This window comes from Nocardia sp. NPDC101769 (assembly GCF_044766925.1).
Taxonomy (GTDB): domain Bacteria; phylum Actinomycetota; class Actinomycetes; order Mycobacteriales; family Mycobacteriaceae; genus Nocardia.
Genome location: NZ_JBIWMX010000038.1, coordinates 48,174 through 64,133, shown reverse-complemented (window position 1 = coordinate 64,133; position 15,960 = coordinate 48,174). Strand labels below are relative to the sequence as shown.

The window sequence follows — 15,960 nt, the reverse complement described above, 5'->3', positions numbered from 1 at the left end:
CGACAGTCCGGCCGGCGCTCACGACAGCGGAAGGAAGACCCGACGCTGATGCGGGAGCCGCGATGCCACTGGATAGGACAACGCTACTTGACGGGACAATGACTGCAGCGCTCCGCAGCAGTACCCGTGCTGTGGGCAGGCCTCAGCCCAGAGCGGCAGTGCGGAGTGCGCTTGCGAGGCGGGCCGCGGGGTCGGGCAGGGCTGTGGGCACGCGGGCCAGCAGCAGGCGGCGGGTCTCGTTGGGGCCGCCCCGGACCGGCAGGGCTCGGACGCCCGCGGGCAGGGCCGGACGGGCGGAGGCGGGGATGGTGGTAATTCCGGCGCCGGAGGCGACGAGCTGGAGTTTGGCGAGCCAGTCGTGTGCGGTGTGGACGATCTCGGGGCGTTCGCCGAGCCCGGGCCAGACGCCCATGGCGTGCTCACCGTACGAGCCCGCGATCCAGTGTCGGCCGTGCAGGTCGTGCACGTCGATGTAGTCGCCCCGTGCGAGTGGGTGGTCCGCCGGAACCGCCACCAGCAGTGGGCGTTCCGCGAGGATCTGCGTCAGCAGAGCGGGGGTCTCGCCGTCGAGCGGGCGGAACGGCGGCGCCGAGGACACCAGCGCGAGATCGATCGTGCCCGCGCGCAGCGCCCGGACCAGCGCGGGCGTGCGGCCCTCGCGGGTGATCACCGTGATCCCCGGATGCGTGCGCCGCAACTCGGCCAGCGCGTGCGGCACCAGCCAGGCCCCCGCCGCCGGGAACCAGCCCAGCCGCACGCTGGCCCGATCCTCCGGAAGTCCGGCCAATTCCCTTGCCGTGGCGTCCATCTGGTCGATCACCGCGGCCGCGCGCCGCGCGACCACCTGCCCGGCGGGCGTCAGCCGCACCCCGTCGTGGCGGCGCTGCAGCAGCGCGGTGCCCGCCGCCCGCTCCAGCGCGGCGATCTGCCGCGATACCGCCGACTGGGTGTACCCGAGTGCGGTCGCCGCGGCGGTGAGCGTTCCGCGTTCGGCCACCTCCCGGAAGACACGCAACGCGGTCAGGGACGCATCACCGAAGGCCATGACATTCACGCATACCACGTCTGAGAGATTCTCGCTGGTCACATGGCCCGGCCCTTTCTAGCGTGGTTGGCGTGAGCCGAATGCATACGACCGGAGGATCCGAATGCCTCGGCGCTGTGGTGGGATGTCACCCGCGCACCCACTCCGGCACAGGCGGCCGCACAGCTACTCGACCTCGCGGTGAAACCGGCCGAGCCCCGGCACTACGGGCAATTGATCCGCTATGGCAGCGTCGTGCCGTGGTCTCCCGGTGAGAGCGGATAATCCCGCCGATACCGGTCCCGAGCGGGCGATCCGCTTGGGGCCGTCACCATTGCACCTGACCATCAAGCCAACCGGGCAGTGAATTCGAAGTGTCCAGTAGGTAAACTACCAGTGGCCGGGCCGGGAAGACTTCAGCGATTGTTCGGCGAATTCTCCTATTTTCCTGGCCTAACGGCCCGGCAACGAGATAGCGTCAGGTTCCGTCGATTGCACAAGGGCAAAGTCGGAACGAATGCCCCAGGGGTGATGTTTCGCTCGACGGTTGACGGCATGGGTCGGGGGATCCCGCCGAGCGGAGGACCGCAATCATGAACAGTGCCCAGAAATCGAGTACAACGGCTCACGCGCGTTCACCACAGGGTGAGCGGGCCACCGCGCCGGCGAAGATCCTGGTGGTCGAGAGCAATCCGGCCGTCGCCGAGATCACGGTGCTGGTGCTCGCCGCGGCGGGCTACCACACCTTCCAGACCGCCAGCGGACGGCAGGCCCTGCGCACACAGGATCGTCTGAAACCCGATGTGATCCTGCTGGACCGGGCGGTGCCCGATGTCGCGGCGGCCGAGCTGTGCCGCGATCTGCGCGCGCGGACCACCGTACCCATCATCGTGCTCAGCACCGACCACAATCCCGAATCCCTGGAAACGATCCTGGCCGCGGGCGCATCGGAATGCCTGCTCCTGCCGGTGCACACCCGCGAACTGCTGGAACGCATCGCCTTCCGGCTGCGCGCCCACCGGGCGCCGGGCGCGAGCGCCGACGCCAAGCACAAAACCACGCCGGATCCGAGGCCCTACGCCGCGGCCTGAATCGCGGCGGGCGAAACCGACGACGACCCCTGCCCGGCGATGCCGCCGGGCAGGGGATCGGATTCCGGCGGCATCAACTCTTCGGGGACCATGCCTCGGAATACCGACGAGACCCACCCGGGCAGTACCGGACGGACCGGTATCACTACCGATATGCAGAGTAGTCTCCAAAACGGCTGTGCGCGTTGATATCCGCCGTCCGGGACCCGACATCTTCGTGAACCGTATTCGCCTGTGCCCCAGCTGCTCCGCTTCGCCGCGACCCGGCGGACGCACACCGGTGCGCCGCCGGGGCCGGCCGGCCGCCGGGCCGCGAGCTGTGGTCGCTCTCAGCCGCGGTCGATAGGGTGCGGCGGTGAATACAGCGGAATTCGTTCAGCGGGGCAGCACGGTCGTGGATCGGCTGTCCACGACACAGTCACCGCCGCCGTGGCAGCTGGTGGTCGGGACCGGTGTGGTGGCGCTGCTCCTGGTGGCGTTCCGGCCGACGTGGCGGATTCTGCGCAATGCGGTGACCATCGCCCACGAGGGCGGGCACGCGTTCACGGCGCTGCTCACCGGGCGGCGGCTCAACGGCATCCGATTGCATTCGGACACTTCCGGACTCACGGTGTCGAGCGGGAAACCCTATGGACCCGGCATGATCCTGACGACCGCGGCCGGATACCCCGCACCCGCGCTGCTGGGGCTGGCCTACGCGGCGCTGCTGGGCGCGCATCGCATCACGCTCATGCTGTGGCTGACCATCGCGCTGCTGCTGGTGCTGCTGATGAAGGTGCGCAACTGGTACGGCTTGCTGTCGATCCTGGTGACCGGCGGCGTGGTTTTCGCGGCGTCCTGGTTCGGCAGCGACACCACCCAGGCGGCGCTGGCGTATCTGGCGGCCTGGTTCCTGCTGCTGGCAGCGGTGCGGCCGGTGATCGAGCTGCAGCGCAATCGCGCGCACGAGCCGAACTCCGACGCCGATCAGCTGGCCCACCTGACCCGGATCCCGGGCCTGCTGTGGGTACTGGCCTTCGGCGCGATCGCGCTATGCTCACTGGCCTTCGGCGCGCGGCTACTGCTCGCGGATGTGACCGGAATCTGCGTGCCCCAGCTCACACACAGCACCTGCGCGGCGTCAACCGCCGGGTGAGCATTCTCCCACCTCAGGGCGAGAGTGGCATCGCTGCAAGGTTTCTGGTGAACGGGGACTAACATTCGCCCTACACCGTCCGGGTGATCCCGAACACCGGATTTGCCCGGATCTCGGCCCGCTCGCACCGCGGCGGGCGCTCGATCGTTGCGGCAAGGAGGGATTCGGGATGGAACGACCGGAATGGGCCCCGGAGGGCGTGGACATGACCCGGCCGAGCCCCGCGCGGATGTACGACGCGCTACTGGGCGGCTCGCACAATTTCGAGGTCGACCGACAGGCCGCCGAAGCGGGCAAGTCCTTGGTCCCCGACCTGCCGCGGCTGGCGCTGAGCAATCGGGCCTTCCTGCGGCGCGCGGTGCGCTTCCTGGTGGATTCGGGCGTGCGGCAGTTCCTCGACATCGGTTCCGGCATTCCGACCGCGGGCAATGTGCACGAGGTGGCGCAGGCCATCGATCCGGAGTGCCGGGTGCTCTATGCCGATATCGATCCGGTGGCCGTGGCCCACTCCCGCGCCATCCTGCGGGGCAATGACCGGGCCGCCGCCATCGAGGCCGACCTACGCGAGCCCGCGGCGCTGCTGGAGCAGGCGCGGGGCACCGGCATCATTGATTTCAATGAACCGGTCGGCATCCTTCTCATCGCGGTCCTGCACCTGATGAGTGACGACTACGCCCCCATCGACAAGGTCAACGCGCTCTACGACGCCGTGCCCACCGGCAGCTATGCCGCGATTTCGCATCTCACCTCGGCCACCCGCCCGGACGACGCGGCGAAGCTGGTGGAGAACTCGCAGAACGTCAGCAGGATAGGACTGGAGTTCCGCAGCCGCGACGAGATCGCCGCGCTGTTCGGCAAATGGGAGCCGATCGAGCCCGGTGTGGTGGAATTGCCGCTGTGGCGGCCGGAGTCCGCCCGTGACCAGCATGAGGCACCGGGCCGTTCGCTGGGACTGGCGGGTGTGGGCCGCAAGGCCTGAGTGGTTCGGACGAGTCAGGGGCAGGGGGTCACCGGTGGCAGCACACGAGTTGGCGGTCCGATGGGCCGACGCTCTCGACGGCGCGGTCGCGCCGACGCTCACCCGGACCCAGGTGGAGGAGTTGCTCGACGGTTTCGGTGAGCGCCTGATCGCGGCCGTGCGCGGCACCGGGAACATGTCGGTGGCGCGGGAGGCCGCGGTCGCCCTGGTGGCCGCCAACTACCGCGACCCGCTGGCCGTGCACCGCTCGGTGCTGGTGCTGTGCAAGGACCTGGTGACCGACGCCTGCCCCGACCCCGGCTGCGCGGACTACGGGCCGGTCCGCGATCGCGCCATCGAGCTGGCGGCGGAATTCGCCGCCGAATTCACCGCCGGGCTGCGCAGTGTGGCGCTGGCCGAACAGGAGACGACACTCGGAGCCGCCCTCACCGCGGTCCAGGAGGCCGAGGCGCGCCGGCAGCTGTCGGAGGCACGGTTTCAGGCCATCTTCGAGGGGGCATCGGTGGGCATCGGCACCGTCGATGCCGCCACCGGCAAGGTGGTCGACGTCAACAACGCCTTCGCCGAAACCCTGGGCGTCCCCGCCGAGTCCATGCCCGGCCGCAGCGTGGCCGACATTCTCGGCCCCGAGAACAGCGGTGACGCGTTCTCCCTGTTCCAGCGTCTGCTCTCGGGTGAGATCGACCGCTTCCGCTTCGAGACCCGGCACACCAAGCCGGACGGCACGCACACCGTCATCGACCTGTCCATGACGGTGGTCCGCGACAGCGAAAGCAAGCCGCGCTTCCTGATCGGCGTCACCGTCGATGTCACCGACCGCAAGCAGCTCGCCGATCAGCTCTGGTACGACGCCCATCACGATTCGCTCACCGGCCTGCCCAACCGCCTGCTGTTCTTCGACCGTCTCGCCGCGGCCACCGGCCAGGTCGGGGTCTGCTACCTGGATCTGGACGGCTTCAAGGAGATCAACGACCGCCGTGGCCACACCGCGGGCGACCGGGTGCTGTGCGACGTGGGCCAGCGGCTGCGCCGGGCCCTGCCGCCGAACGGGGTGGCGGCGCGGCTGGGCGGCGACGAGTTCATCGTCCTGGTCGAGAACTGCTCAGGTCAGGAAGAATTGGACACTGTCGCGGACAGCCTGCTGGCCGCGCTGCGCGATCCGTTCGACGTGGCGGGGCTGCTGGTGCAGGTGGGCGCGAGCATCGGCACCGCGCTGGTGGACACCGATTCCACCGCCATCGACGAGCTCATGCACGCGGTGGACGTCGCCATGTACCGCGACAAGGCGCTGCGCCACGGCGCGCTCGGCGACGCTAGATGACGAACGGCACCAGCGCTTTTCGCTGCGCCGGGTAGTCCTCGAACTTCTCCCGGTACCAGGTGTGGGTGGCGAAGGCGCGCGGCACCAGGTTGCCGAAGGTGATCAGGAAGATGACCACGCCGGGCAGCGCCCAGGTGAGGATGGCGAATCCGGCCCAGGCGACCAGTTCGCCGAGATAGGTGGGGCTGGTGACGAATCGGAATCCCAGACCGTACGGGATCTTGTATTCCGTTGCCCCCGGGTTGTTCTTGTCGCGAAGATTCCGCACGATCCCCTCGGAACTCACCAGCAGCGCGAAACCACAGAGGTAGACGATCAGCCCGATGATGAAGCGCGGGTCGGTCAGCCAGCCCGTGCCGTACTGCCCGAGATAATCGTGGCTGAAGAGCGCACCATTGAGATAGCCGTGCAGCGCGGTCACGAACATGCCCATGCCGAGCACGGAAACATTGAAACTGCTGGTCTTGCCGGGCACTTGGCGAATGGAGAGGGGGAAGAACCAGCCGCGGTTGCCGTAGTGCAGAATCCAGATGGCCGCCAGCACCAGGGAAGTCGGCTCGAAGCGGCGCGGACCGCTGAGGTACGCGACGGCGAAGACCACGGTGGCCGGAATCTCCATCAACCACCAGCCGAGCTTCGGATTGAGATTGAGTCCGAGTTTGGCGGTGGCGAAGCGGCCGTAGGGGCTCTGCCCGAAGAGGCCGCCGATCAGCACGAAAGCTGCGAACGCGAAAGCGATCGTGAGCACGGTGTCGTAGACGGTATTGCCGGTGTACCAGTTCATTCGCGGTCCTTCAGGTGGAAAAACTAGAACAGGTTCTACCACAGTGCACAGCCCGGCCGGTACCCACCGGCGGGCACGAAGGGTGGCCGGCGGGTAGGTTGGCGAGAACCCGGAGGGAGGCAAGGTGGGTTCGCAGGGATGGGATGTGCTGCTCGAATGGATGCCGTTTTTTCTCGACGAGGACGAGGACGCCGACGAGTCCGGACTCGGATGGAACCCGCGCTTCGTTCAGGTTCGTGACGAACTCACCGGCCGCCGTGTGCATTTCGCACAGCAGGGCACCGAGATCGAGGTGCTGGTGGCCGTCCCCGACGACGCCGACGACGCCGAAGCACTGCTGACCGTGCTGCGCGCCCAGCCCGACGGCACCTGGGATCCGGTGCCGCTGCCCTCGGAATCCGATGCCACCGCACCGGATCCGCAGTGGCGGGCCATGCAGCGGGTGCACCAGCAGCCGCGGCTGGCGCGCGAATGGAGCACCGGATGGCAGCGCGGCGAGTCGGTGGACCATCGGCGCGGTGTCGCCGAATCCGTGGTGGCGGTGCTGCGCGACGGCCTCGACATGGACGGGGACCGGCTGCGTTTCGCCACCTGGAGCATGGACGCGCCCGGCAGCGGCAGCTACGGCCTGCCCGCCGACCGCCCCAGCGAGCGTGAGGCGCCGGTGGTGTGTTCGAACTGGGCCGATTTCGAGGACAGGCTGAGCTGGGCGCTGACCACACTGCCGTGGGACGGGGTGATCAATCTCAGCACCCCGCACCCCGGACCGGATCCGTGCTTCGTCCAATTCCTGCACGGCAGGCAGCTTTTCAACGAGGCCAGCGGCTGGGATGTGGCCGGACTGGGCGCGGGCGAGTTCGACCGGCGCATGCGCGAACTGGGCTGGAGTTTCGCCCCGCACAGCGTGCCCGGCGGGGCGGCGCTCATCTGGGAGGGGCCGCTCGCCAAGGCCGGGTTCAATCCCAGCCTGGAGGGCGCGCCGCAGCGGACGGTGGCCACCTTCACCGAGGTGTTCACCGTCGGGCATCCGCAGGATCTGGTGTTCCGGGCGTTCCGCAACGGCCGCCGCCGCGATCCGGAATTGCGCTACCTGGACATCGAACTCGGGATTCCGCGCGACGTCCGGTGAGCCGCCGCACGGCGGTCGTCCGCGGGCGCGGGTGAGGCTCAGAGCCGTCGCAGGTGGATCGGCAGGCCGTCCGCCGGCGTCGGGCCGGTGCCGGCGACCAGGGGCACCCGGTAGCCGTCCGGCACGCTCCACCGGTAGTTCAGCAGCATGCGGTGCATGGTGGCCTTGACGGTCATGCCGCCGAAGTACCGGCCGATGCACTTGTGCGCGCCGCCACCGAACGGCGGCCAGGCGAAGCGGTGCGACTTGTCCTCGGCGCGTGCGGGATCGAAGCGTTCCGGGTCGAAGACGTCCGGGTCGTGCCAGTACTCCTCACTGCGCATCATCGAGTACGAGCCGACCATGACCAGCGCGCCCTTGGGGATGAAGTACCCGGCGATCTCGGTGTCCTCCAGCGCTTCTCGCACCATCTGGCCGACCGGCGCGTACATGCGCAGGGTCTCGCGGAAGGCCATCTCCAGGGCGGGCAGCCGGTCCAGGTCGGCGTAGTCGAGGGTGGGTTTGCCCAGCGCCTCCGATTCCTTGCGCAGCCGCTGCTGCCATTCCGGGTGCCGGGCCAGCTCGTAGGCCAGCATGGAGATGGCCAGGGTGCTGGTGTCGTGGGCGGCCATCATGACGAAGATCATGTGGTCGACGATGTCGGCGTCGGTGAAGGATTCGCCGTCCTCGGTCTCGGCGTGGCAGAGCACGCTGAACAGGTCCTCGCCGTCGCCGGCGCGCTTGGCGGGCAGTTCCCGGCGGAAGTATTCCTCGAGCAGCCGGCGGCCGCGCAGGCCCCGATTCCACACGCCGCCGGGCATATTGGTGCGGATGATGGCCTTGCCGCCGTGCACGGCGTCCTCGAAGGCCTGGGACAGGCGGGTGCCCTCGGGTCCGAGTTCCGCGCCCGCGAAGACCACGGTGGCCTGTTCCAGCAGCATGCGCTTGACGTGGTCGTAGAGCGGGAAATCGGCGGCGGGCAGCCAGGAGTCGACGCCGCGCACGATGCGCGGGGTGGTGAGGTTGAGGTAGCCGATGAGCCGCGGCCGGGTGAAGGCCTGCTGCAGGATGCGGCGGTGGTAGGCGTGATCGTCGAAGTCGCGCAGCAGGATTCCACCGCGGAAGAACGGGCCGATGAGGAATTCCCAGCCCTGCTGCGCGGAGAGCACGTGCTTGCGGTCCAGCAGCACCTCCTCCACGGCCGCCGGGCTGCCGATGCCGACCACCTGCCGCCCGAAGACGCCCATCCACTGCACGGGGCCGTAGCGGCGCATGCGGTCGCGGCTGAAGGTGAGGGGGTCGGCGAGGGTGCTCACCACGTGGCCGATGCCGGGCGGGCCGAAATCACCCATCACCGGTTTGAGCCCGCTGCCGGGCGGCGGTGTCGCCAGTGCCCGCGGCACGCTGGGATAGCGCTCCAGTACCCCGGCGGCGCGGCACTGAATTCGATGGTTCACCACGGCTTTTCGCACAGCCATGCCTCAACGGTAGCGGAAACGATAGTTTCCGTAAACGGTCGTTTCCCGATTTCTGTGCCAAGCTGTCAGGGTGACGCGGGCTTTCAACGGGACCTATCGCGGCACCACGACCGACGAGCGTCGCGAGCAGCGCCGTCGACGGCTGCTGGACGCGGCCCTCGAGATCGTCGGCACGCAGGGGCTGGCCGCGCTCACCGTGCGCGGGGTCTGTGAGCAGGCGAGGGTGGGGCCGCGCTTCTTCTACGAATCCTTCACCGGTCTGGACGCGCTGGCCTCCGCACTGCTGGACGAGGTGCAGGGCGCGGCCCTCGAGCAGGCTCGCACGGCCATGACCGAGACCCCCGGCGGGCCCGAGGAGAAACTGCGGGCCGGGGTGGCGGCGCTCATCATCACGGTGACCGACGATCCGCGCCGGGCGAACATCGCCTTCGCACAGGCCTACGGCAGCGAGATGCTCATGCGCCGCCGCTTCGAGGGCATGCGCCGGGTGGCGCAGCTGCTCATCGAGCAGACGCGGGTCCTGCTCGACATTCCCGAGGGCGACGACACCGCCCTGACCGCGCTGGCCCAGCTGATCACCGGCGGCGCGGCCGAGCTGATCCTGGTGTGGCTCGACGGCGGCCTGAAGGTCGAACGGCCCGTGCTGATCGGGATCGTCGCGGATTACGTTGTGGCCATGGTGGACCGGCTGCCCGGGATCACCGAGCTGATCCGCCTTCCCGGGACTTCAGCGCCCGGCTGACGAGCCGTTGCCGGTCGCGCACGCGTGCCGCCGGTCAGGCGCCGGACCGATCCTGGGGGTACCCACGAGTTACCCTCGTCGCCACGAAATCAGTTGTCACATCGCGGATCGACCCACGCCGCTGGCGATGATCTCGTCGACGACGATCTTCGCGGTCTCGGTGCAGGCGGTGATGCCGCCGTTGGCGTACTCCTTGACCGCGTCGCCGACATTCCAGAGATTCGCGATCGGGGTGTCGTGGGGTAGGTCGTAGCCGGCGACCGTGCGCTGGGGTGGCCAGTCGTCACGGGTGACCGCGATGGACAGGATGCGGGCCGTGTCGAAGCCCGGGATCTCCTCGCGCAGATCCTGGAGCACGAGCGCGGTTTCGGCCTCGGGGTCGAAATCGCCCACCGACGGCTTGGGCACCCCGGTGCCGACGTAGAGGTGCCAGCCCTCGGGGGCCATCTCCGGGCAGGTGGCGGTGAAGTTGGCGACGTAGCACAGCCGCCTGGTGCGGGCGAAGCTGAGCAGGCAGGGGGCGTCGATGAGCGGTTCCCGGCTGGCGAAATTGACCGAGATCATGGCGCAGGGCAGATCGCGTTGCAGCACCGACCCGACGTAGTCGGACGGAAAGTGTTCGGGGCCAACGAGATCCAGTGTGGCCGACGGCCCGATGTCACTGACCGCGAAAGCGCAGGAGACATCGGAGGTTTCGCCCTCGTGCCGGATGCGGGCCCCGGTGACGCGATCGTCCTCGACGAGCAGCTGCTGCACCTCGCTGCCCAGACGCACCTGTCCCCCATTGCGTTCCACCACCTCCACCAGGGCCTTCCAGATGCCGATGGTGCCCTCGGGGCAGAAGCCGAGTTTCTTGAACGCGGACGTGCGGGTGAAGTAGGTGAGGAACACGCGCGCGGGGAGCTCCTCCGAGCCGACGGCGAAGATCGAGCCGCACATATTGCGGAATATGCCTTGCACCGCCTCGTTTTTGGTGTAGCGCCGCACCCAGTCGGCGGTGGACAGTTCCCGGTCGGGCAGCTCGCCCTCGGTGCGGGCCGCGCCGATTCCGGTGAGCAGCTTGGCCCCCTGGCGGGTCAGCTGGGAGATGAGCAGCCCCCAGCCACCGCTGGCGACATCCACGTCACGGCCGTTGATGCGGAACAGGATCGGCGGATCCGCCGGGCGCACTTCGAATTTCGCGCCCACCTCCGCGAAGGTCCGTTCGGTGATGCCGCCGAGTTCGACGACGACCGCGCCGGTATTGACGATGAAACCGTCGAGTTCGGTGGTGGAGGCTCGCCCGCCGATCCGATCCAGGCGTTCGACCACCAGGGTGCGGTAGCCGTGGTGCGAGAGCCGGGCGGCCGCGCACAGCCCGCCCGCTCCGGCTCCGACAACCAGCGCGTCCCACGTGTTCTCGCTCATGGCGAGGCTCCTCGGGCAGGCTCAGCCCGCTGGGTTCACCCCGGGCCGAGCGTCGGACATATCGGTAATACGGCTCCAATTCTCCCGCACCTGGTCCACCGTCGGGACCTCACTGAAGAACACGGGCTGGTTTGCGAACAGCTGGGCCCGCTGCACCGAGCCGCCGCCGACCACCAGCACCATGCCGGAGTCGGTGCAGTCCTCGCTCATCAGATGGCCGACGATGGGCGCGACCTGGGCCGGCGGCAGCTTCTCGAGCATCTCGGCCGAGGCGATGTCGGCGGTCATGCGGGTGGCGGCCATGGGCGCGACGGCATTGACGGTGATGTCGTACTTGCGGCCCTCGATGGCGAGGGTGTTCATCATGCCGACCAGGCCGAGTTTGGCTGCGCCGTAATTCGCCTGGCCGAAGTTGCCGTACAGGCCGGAGGTGGAGGTGGCCATGACGACGCGGCCGAAACCCTGCTCACGGAAGTGCGGCCAGGCGGCGTGGGTGACGTAGAACGAGCCGAACAGGTGCACGCGCTGCACGGCCTCGAAGGCCTCGGGGGTCATCTTCACGAAGCTCATGTCGCGCAGGATGCCCGCGTTGTTGACCACGCCGTGCACCGCGCCGAAGCTGTCGATCGCGGTCTGGACCAGCGCCTTCGCACCCTCCTCGGTGGCGACGCTGTCGTAGTTGGCGACGGCGGTGCCGCCAGCCGCGCGGATCTCCTCGACCACGGCGTCGGCCATATTGTGGCCGGATCCGGAGCCGTCGCGCGCACCGCCGAGGTCGTTGACGACGACCAGCGCGCCCTCGCGGGCGAGCAACAATGCGTACTCCCGGCCCAGTCCGCCACCGGCTCCGGTGACAATGACGACGCGATCGGTTACACCAGGCATGAAATCTCCTTGCCGAAGTTAATGACAGTTCGGAACGTAGCAGGAGCGAATCCGGCACCTGTGTGCTGCCCGCCACACTCGTCGAAAAACTGGACAGTCGATAGGGTTGGCGTGATGACCCCGCACCTGCACCGCCGCTACCCCGAGCTCCAGCGGACTCTGCCCCACGTGAGGCTGGGGACCGGCCCGACGCCGGTGCGGAGGCTGGAGTCACTCGACACGGCGGGCTCGGACATCTGGCTCAAGGACGACAGCGCTTTCGGTGACGGCGGCTGGGGCGGCAACAAGGTCCGCAAGCTGGAATGGCTACTGCCCGACGCACTGCGCCGACGGCGGACCACCATCGTGACGGTGGGCGGGCTGGGCACCAACTGGGGGCTGGCGACCGCGCTCTATGGGCGTGAACACGGGCTGAAAACCGTTCTGGCGCTTGTGGATCAGCCGGTCGACGAGCATGTGCGGGCGCAGCTCGAGCGATTGCGGGCCTCGGGAGCCGAGCTGCACTTCACCCACACCAAGGCGCGCACGATTGTGAGTGCGCCGTATCTGCTGGCCCGGCATTTCACCGGCCTGCGGCCGCCCTACTTCCTGCCCGCGGGCGGGTCGTCACCGGTGGGTGCGCTCGGATATGTCGAGGCCGCACTGGAATTGGCGGATCAGGTGCGCACCGGCGACCTTCCGGAGCCGAGCCACATCGTGATCCCGGTCGGATCGGGCGGGACGGCGGCGGGGCTGTCACTCGGCTTGCGGCTGGCCGAATTGCGGACGCGGGTGGTGGGTGTGGTCGTGAACGACACGCTGCGACTCGACGAACCGGCGCTCGCCAAGCTGGCGGGCCGCACCGAGCGGCTGCTGCGGGCGCGCGGCGCGCGGTTACCCGAGAGCCTCTCCCCCACCGACAATCTGGACATCGTCACCGACTACCTCGGTCCGGGATACGGCCATCCGATGCCGGAAGCAGCTACGGCACAGGCGCTCTCGGAGGATCGGGAGCACATGCGGCTGGAGCCGGTCTACACCGCGAAGGCCATGGCCGCGCTGCTGGACATGAACGCGCACGGCCGGTTCGACGGTTCGGTGGTGTACCTCAACACCAACGGACCGCGCTGACATCGGTTTCCGCATGCCGTGCGCTCACGCGGCGGCGAGCTTGGCGGCCAGGAGTTCCTCCCAGGTACGCCCGCCGACGGCCTGCTCCGGGGTGAGGTTGCCGCCCGCAGCATACGCGCGGGCCGCCTTTCCGGGGACCTTCATGGTAAACACCGGACGGCGGCGGCCGGTGGCCTCCAGGTAGCTGCGCTCGAGTTCCTTCATGGTGTAGATACGCGGGCCGCCGATCTCGTAAGTGACGACGCAGGGTCCTCGGACGTGACACGACGGGTGCGTCGTAGGCTGGCCGCATGCCCGATTCCGGTTCCGCGCAGCAGCTCGATCGCCTGCTGGACCTGGTCTCCGGCCGTCGCCTGGCCGTGCTCACGGGCGCGGGCATCTCCACCGACAGCGGCATTCCGGATTACCGCAGCGCCGACGCCCCGCCCCGGACCCCGATGACCTATCAGCAGTTCATCGGCGATCCGCTGTTCCGCCAACGCTATTGGGCCCGCAATCACGTCGGATGGCGGCGCATGGACGCGGCCCGGCCGAATCCGTCGCATCGGGCGCTGGCCCGGCTGGAACGTGCGGGCCTCGTCAGCGGCCTCATCACCCAGAACGTGGACCTGCTGCACACCAAGGCCGGTCATCGCAGGGTCATCGATCTGCACGGTGTCTACGCCCGCGTCCGCTGCCTCGCCTGCGACGCCCTCACGTCGCGCATGGCTCTGGCCGATCGTCTCGAGGCAGCCAATCCCGGCTTCGCCGACTCGATCCCGCTCGACGGCCTCGAGGTCGCGCCGGACGCCGACGCCGTCGTGACCGACACCGACTCCTTCCGCATGGTCGACTGCCTGCACTGCGGCGGCCTCCTCAAACCCGACATCGTCTACTTCGGCGAATCGGTCCCCAAACCTCGTGTCGCGGCGGCCCTCGACCTGGTGGACTCCGCCGACGCCCTCCTGGTCGTCGGCTCGTCCCTGACGGTCATGTCCGGTCTCCGCTTCGCCCGCCGCACCGCCAAATCCGGCCGTCCGCTGATCATCCTGAACCGCGGCGGCACCCGTGCCGACGCCCTGGCCACCCTCATTCTCGACGCCGGCTGCGCCCCTGTCCTCACCGCATTGTCGGATGCCCTCACCGCCAGCTGATTTCGACCGACGCAACGCGGCGGGCGGGCAATCGATGCCGAGTGGCAGGTATTTCAGGGGACGTTCTGCCCTTGGACCCGCCGGTCGCGGAAGCCAGGCTTGGTGGTGGCCGATGCCGGATCCCCAACGCGGATCAAGAGATTCGAGAGGAAGAGACCATGAAGCCGTTGTCTGAATCACTGATGGACCTCGCCGCACAGGTGAAGCGGTTCGAGGAGTCGTCCACCGCGGCGCGCGAGCAGAACCGCGCCGCGCTCCAGGCGCGTCGGAAGGAGGTGGAGGCGACCTTCGAGCGCGAGGGCAGCGAGTTCGAGAAGACCACGGCCGAGTTGCGCGACGTCGCCCAGAAGTGGTGGTCGGACACCAGGGAAGCCATCGAACATCAGATCGTGGTGATGCGAACCGATTTCGAGAAGTGGCAGGCCGACATCAAGGCGGAGCGTGCGGCCGGCACCACCGAGCACGCCGAGGACGGGCAGACCGCCGAGCCCGCGGCCAAGAGCTGAGCGAATACCGCACGCGGCAGCCGACCTCCGACGGCGACCTTCCCGGGGTTACGAGGGTGACTCCGTCGAGCGGCATGTCGTCGGGGGCTGGCGCCGGTGATGCCGTCAGTCCTCCTTCACGCGGAATTCGCGGTGGACGCGCCGAATCCTCGCTGGCCGGGAGTGTGGTTGTAGTCTGTCTGAGACATCAGGCGTGGACAGGGGAAACCGAAATGCCGACGACCGAACCCAACATGTTCCCGGCGTGGCTGGACCGCTTGCAGGTCAGGTACATGAACCCGGTGGTTCGCCCGCTCGCGCCGTATCTGCCCGGGTTCGCCGTGATCGAACACCGCGGCCGCAAGTCGGGCCGAGCGTATTCCACACCGGTCAACGCTTTTCGCTTCGACGGCTCGCTCTATGTGGTCATGGGCCACGGCCGGACCGATTGGATCAAAAACGTTCTCGCCGCCGGAGAAGCCGCTACCTCCCACGCTTTTCACCGGTACAAACTCGTCAACCCCCGGATAGTCGGCCGCGGCGAGGCGGGCCCGGAAGTCCCGTTCCCCGCCCGGATCGCCGCCCGCCGGTTCCCGCTGTTCGCCGCGGACATCGCTTCCGGGGAGTAACACGCTGCTCTAGGCCCGGACCTCGAGCCGGCGCACCAGCGCGACCAATGCCGCGCGCAGGGTTTCCGGATCGTCGGCGTCCGCGCCCAGGATCATCCGCACCACCTGCGGGGCGGCGAACCACCAGGCGGCCAGGGCCGCGACCGCGTAGAGCAGATAGCCCGGTGCGACGTCGTCGGGCAGGGTGCCGGCGCGCTGGGCAGCGGCCAGAGCCGCCACCTTGTCCGCGTAGTGCGAGGCGCGCGCGGACTCGGCGGACAGCTGACCCTCGTGCGGCTGCAGCCCTTCCCAGTACATGAGGCGCAGGAACTGCGGGTGGGTGCGGTGGAAGTCGAAGACGTGACCGGCGTAGTCCGCCAGGTCGCCGGCCTTGTCGGCGGTCAGCGGGCTGGCGGCGGCGAGCTGCTCGAGCTGATCGGTCAGCACAGCCTCGAACAGGCCGCGTTTGTCGCCGAAGTACTGGTAGATGCGTTCCTTGTTGATCCCGGCGCGGGCCGCGATGGCGTTCACCCGGGCGCCGTCGGGTCCGCGTTCGGCGAATTCGAGCACCGCCGCCTCGAGCAGCAGCCGTCTGGTCCTCTCGGTGTCCCACGCCATGGCGTCCATCCAACCATCTCCAACCACACGGTTGCATTTGGGCTCACGGTCG

The 15,960-nt window shown here is 68.7% G+C and carries 17 protein-coding genes; 10 read left to right on the top strand and 7 right to left on the bottom strand.

Going from position 1 to position 15,960, the window contains the following annotated elements; genetic code table 11:
- Positions 1 to 142: 142 nt before the first annotated feature.
- The gene (locus ACIRRA_RS39025; RefSeq protein WP_402779217.1) at positions 143 to 1,087 is read right to left on the bottom strand and encodes a LysR family transcriptional regulator; all 945 of its coding nucleotides are present in this window, start codon (positions 1,085 to 1,087) and stop codon (positions 143 to 145) included.
- Between the two features lie 530 nt (positions 1,088 to 1,617).
- Between ACIRRA_RS39025 and ACIRRA_RS39020 the strand changes: the two genes are divergently transcribed.
- The 4 genes from ACIRRA_RS39020 (at position 1,618) to ACIRRA_RS39005 (ending at position 5,550) form a co-directional block, all read left to right on the top strand.
- Positions 1,618 to 2,115: a response regulator transcription factor gene (locus ACIRRA_RS39020; RefSeq protein ID WP_402779212.1), complete on the top strand. Its 498-nt coding sequence runs from the start codon at positions 1,618 to 1,620 to the stop codon at positions 2,113 to 2,115.
- 355 nt (positions 2,116 to 2,470) lie between these two features.
- Entirely contained in the window at positions 2,471 to 3,250 is a 780-nt protein-coding gene (locus ACIRRA_RS39015) for a M50 family metallopeptidase (RefSeq protein WP_402779209.1), read from the top strand.
- Positions 3,251 to 3,419: 169 nt separating this feature from the next.
- Positions 3,420 to 4,229, top strand: a complete 810-nt coding sequence (locus tag ACIRRA_RS39010; protein WP_402779206.1) for an SAM-dependent methyltransferase — start codon at positions 3,420 to 3,422, stop codon at positions 4,227 to 4,229.
- 34 nt (positions 4,230 to 4,263) lie between these two features.
- On the top strand, positions 4,264 to 5,550 hold the full coding sequence (locus ACIRRA_RS39005) for a diguanylate cyclase domain-containing protein (protein ID WP_402779203.1): 1,287 nt from the start codon (positions 4,264 to 4,266) through the stop codon (positions 5,548 to 5,550).
- Here the strand turns inward: ACIRRA_RS39005 and ACIRRA_RS39000 are convergent.
- On the bottom strand, positions 5,543 to 6,334 hold the full coding sequence (locus tag ACIRRA_RS39000; RefSeq protein WP_402779200.1) for a 3-oxo-5-alpha-steroid 4-dehydrogenase: 792 nt from the start codon (positions 6,332 to 6,334) through the stop codon (positions 5,543 to 5,545). The genes ACIRRA_RS39005 and ACIRRA_RS39000 overlap by 8 nt on opposite strands.
- Before the next feature lie 124 nt (positions 6,335 to 6,458).
- On the opposite strand from ACIRRA_RS39000, the gene ACIRRA_RS38995 reads away from it, so the two are divergent.
- Positions 6,459 to 7,463 (top strand): TY-Chap domain-containing protein, encoded by a 1,005-nt coding sequence (locus ACIRRA_RS38995; protein WP_402779197.1) that lies wholly within the window; start codon positions 6,459 to 6,461, stop codon positions 7,461 to 7,463.
- Positions 7,464 to 7,501: 38 nt separating this feature from the next.
- Here ACIRRA_RS38995 and ACIRRA_RS38990 read toward each other — a convergent pair whose 3' ends face one another.
- Positions 7,502 to 8,920 (bottom strand): cytochrome P450, encoded by a 1,419-nt coding sequence (locus ACIRRA_RS38990; RefSeq protein ID WP_402779194.1) that lies wholly within the window; start codon positions 8,918 to 8,920, stop codon positions 7,502 to 7,504.
- Between the two features lie 70 nt (positions 8,921 to 8,990).
- On the opposite strand from ACIRRA_RS38990, the gene ACIRRA_RS38985 reads away from it, so the two are divergent.
- On the top strand, positions 8,991 to 9,662 hold the full coding sequence (locus tag ACIRRA_RS38985; protein WP_402779192.1) for a TetR/AcrR family transcriptional regulator: 672 nt from the start codon (positions 8,991 to 8,993) through the stop codon (positions 9,660 to 9,662).
- Positions 9,663 to 9,758: 96 nt separating this feature from the next.
- Here the strand turns inward: ACIRRA_RS38985 and ACIRRA_RS38980 are convergent, their stop codons facing one another.
- Complete coding sequence (locus ACIRRA_RS38980) at positions 9,759 to 11,069, bottom strand: phytoene desaturase family protein (protein ID WP_402779189.1); 1,311 nt, start codon at positions 11,067 to 11,069, stop codon at positions 9,759 to 9,761.
- 21 nt (positions 11,070 to 11,090) lie between these two features.
- Positions 11,091 to 11,954: an SDR family oxidoreductase gene (locus ACIRRA_RS38975; RefSeq protein ID WP_379401383.1), complete on the bottom strand. Its 864-nt coding sequence runs from the start codon at positions 11,952 to 11,954 to the stop codon at positions 11,091 to 11,093.
- A 114-nt stretch (positions 11,955 to 12,068) separates the two neighbouring features.
- Between ACIRRA_RS38975 and ACIRRA_RS38970 the strand changes: the two genes are divergently transcribed.
- Positions 12,069 to 13,064, top strand: a complete 996-nt coding sequence (locus ACIRRA_RS38970) for a 1-aminocyclopropane-1-carboxylate deaminase/D-cysteine desulfhydrase (protein WP_402779185.1) — start codon at positions 12,069 to 12,071, stop codon at positions 13,062 to 13,064.
- Between the two features lie 24 nt (positions 13,065 to 13,088).
- On the opposite strand, the gene ACIRRA_RS38965 is transcribed toward ACIRRA_RS38970, so the two are convergent.
- Positions 13,089 to 13,268 carry a hypothetical protein gene (locus ACIRRA_RS38965; protein WP_402779183.1) on the bottom strand — a complete coding sequence of 60 codons (180 nt, stop codon included), beginning with the start codon at positions 13,266 to 13,268 and terminating at the stop codon, positions 13,089 to 13,091.
- Between the two features lie 86 nt (positions 13,269 to 13,354).
- On the opposite strand from ACIRRA_RS38965, the gene ACIRRA_RS38960 reads away from it, so the two are divergent.
- The 3 genes from ACIRRA_RS38960 to ACIRRA_RS38950 all read left to right on the top strand — a co-directional run bounded on the left by ACIRRA_RS38960 (position 13,355) and on the right by ACIRRA_RS38950 (position 15,311).
- Positions 13,355 to 14,197, top strand: coding sequence for an NAD-dependent protein deacetylase (locus ACIRRA_RS38960; protein WP_402779180.1), 843 nt, complete (start codon positions 13,355 to 13,357; stop codon positions 14,195 to 14,197).
- A gap of 158 nt (positions 14,198 to 14,355) precedes the next feature.
- Positions 14,356 to 14,703 carry a hypothetical protein gene (locus ACIRRA_RS38955; protein ID WP_402779177.1) on the top strand — a complete coding sequence of 116 codons (348 nt, stop codon included), beginning with the start codon at positions 14,356 to 14,358 and terminating at the stop codon, positions 14,701 to 14,703.
- A gap of 212 nt (positions 14,704 to 14,915) precedes the next feature.
- Positions 14,916 to 15,311 carry a nitroreductase family deazaflavin-dependent oxidoreductase gene (locus ACIRRA_RS38950; protein ID WP_402779174.1) on the top strand — a complete coding sequence of 132 codons (396 nt, stop codon included), beginning with the start codon at positions 14,916 to 14,918 and terminating at the stop codon, positions 15,309 to 15,311.
- A 9-nt stretch (positions 15,312 to 15,320) separates the two neighbouring features.
- On the opposite strand, the gene ACIRRA_RS38945 is transcribed toward ACIRRA_RS38950, so the two are convergent.
- Positions 15,321 to 15,917: a TetR family transcriptional regulator gene (locus ACIRRA_RS38945; protein ID WP_402779171.1), complete on the bottom strand. Its 597-nt coding sequence runs from the start codon at positions 15,915 to 15,917 to the stop codon at positions 15,321 to 15,323.
- Positions 15,918 to 15,960 lie beyond the last annotated feature (43 nt).